The organism is Allotamlana fucoidanivorans (assembly GCF_006265225.1).
Taxonomy (GTDB): domain Bacteria; phylum Bacteroidota; class Bacteroidia; order Flavobacteriales; family Flavobacteriaceae; genus Allotamlana; species Allotamlana fucoidanivorans.
This window is the reverse complement of record NZ_VDCS01000041.1, coordinates 1-1884: the sequence shown is the minus strand read 5'-3', so window position 1 is coordinate 1884 and position 1884 is coordinate 1. Positions and strand designations below refer to the sequence as shown.

Below are 1884 nucleotides of genomic sequence, written 5' to 3'. Positions count from 1 at the left end.
TTAGTTTTCCTGTTGTAAGTTCGTCTAAAATTTTCAGTTTAAAAGGTTCTGAATACCGTCTGATTACTTTGTCATTTTTGTACATAATGTTTGAAATTATGTAGCCTTTATTCAGGACGGGTCAATTTTACGCCTAACGTGTTTGTATAAGATTAGTTGCGTGGTTTGAGCACTAAATTTAGCAAATACAAACCGAATAGAAAATCCGCGAGGATTTTCGTAAGTAAACCAAAACTAGCAATAAATTATATACGGTGTGCCTGTTGCATAATACTCAAATATACTTCAAAATTTTAAGATTTGCCTGAAAGTTCTTATTTTTAGGAATGCAAGGCAAACAGAATTATCAAGAGAAATTATTCAACAATTTTCAGTTAAGTGTTCGTGTTCTAGAACACAATTTATACCGTCGTTTAAAGGGCGTTTTACCATTAGACTTTCTGTATAAAGAAACCAAAAGCTATTATGGCAGCAGTGGCCAAAAGAGCATTGATCCCGTGGTGTTCTTTAAGTTGTGTCTGGTAGGGTATTTAGAGAATATTACCAATGACCGTAAACTTATAGAGCATTGCCGCATGCGTTTGGATATTCTGTATTTTTAGGTTATGATATTGATGAAGAACTGCCTTGGCACTCGGCCATCATTCGTACACGCGTGCTATTCCCTGAGTCTGTTTTTGAAGATGTGTTCACCAAAGTTTTTGAGCTGTGTGTATCGGCAGGTATGGTTAGTGGCCATACCCAAGCCATCGATAGTGCTCCTGTAAAAGCCAAGCGCCAAAGTGCAGTAGAACCTGTTTTTGGAACACTCACGCAGTTTTGGGACTTAGAAAAGTCAATACCATAGGTATAAAGCAAGCTAATAAGTGTATGCAGCTATCCGCGATTACTTACAATCTTAAAAAGTACCTGAAATTTATAGAAGAACACAGTAAAAGTGGGGCGGCAAGCCTGTCTAATGTTCGTTTTGCTTTTAAAGCTATACTACCATACATTTTACATCCTTTAAAGCCTCATAATTTTAGGGGCCAAGCATTTACACCTAAAATAAAAGCCCTTAAAAGGGCTTATTTGTATCTCGTTTTTAAAAATTAAGGGCTTGTTCAACGGCTACCATTGTTGGCAATAGTTTTCTTTTTAAACACATATCAAAAACTAATTTTATATATTAGTTCAAAAATAAAAACAAAAAAATGAAGTGCTTTTTAAAAATACTATTTATGACTCTTTTATGTTCAAGTGTAACAGCTCAAGACATAAAAAATACGTTAGGTGCCAATGGTAACTTCGTAGTTGAAGATGAAAACAATGTTAGCCTATTAAATGTTTCAAGCTTGGACGGAAGTATAACCTCTTCTAATTTAGCTGGAACAGGCAATAATTATTTGTCGGTAGATTCATCAGGGAATTTCATTAGAAGTAGCGGTAGTTTGGAATTATCTGTAAATGTGATTTCTTCAAGTACTTATTCAGCTTTATCATCAGACTATACATTAATTACTTTGACTGATACTACAATAACAATGCCGGATGCGGCTAATTCCATTGGTCGTGTTTTGGTGATTAAAAATCCGCAAAATCAGTCAATAGTTAATATTACGTCCACCGATCCTAATGATAGATTTGATGGTGCATTGGGTGTACAACTTAATAATAGTTGGGAATTTGTAATAATTCAAGCAGTTACAACCCAAGCTTGGGTTATTATTGGAGGAAACGGTTACGTTTTAACTAATTAATTATTTTAATTCTTAATTAATTTCTAAGTTCAATTAATAAGTGCAACACGAATATTTAAAATAGATGGGGCTAGCCCCATCTATTTTAGGCTCAATATTTATATTCGTTTTGGATGAAACATTATAAACAATTGACCTTACCACA

The 1884-nt window shown here is 34.1% G+C and carries 1 protein-coding gene and 1 pseudogene; both read left to right on the top strand.

The genetic code is table 11. The annotated features are described in order from the left end of the window. Positions 1-326: 326 nt before the first annotated feature. A pseudogene (locus FGF67_RS17725) lies at positions 327-772 on the top strand (transposase); the annotation flags it as partial. A 448-nt stretch (positions 773-1220) separates the two neighbouring features. Beyond that, entirely contained in the window at positions 1221-1739 is a 519-nt protein-coding gene (locus FGF67_RS16755; protein ID WP_139698907.1) for a hypothetical protein, read from the top strand. Positions 1740-1884: the final 145 nt, after the last annotated feature.

Coding starts and splice junctions, on each gene's coding strand:
- FGF67_RS16755 (WP_139698907.1), top strand. CDS start 1,221: ATGACTCTTTTATGTTCAAGTGTAACAGCTCAAGACATAAAAAATACG.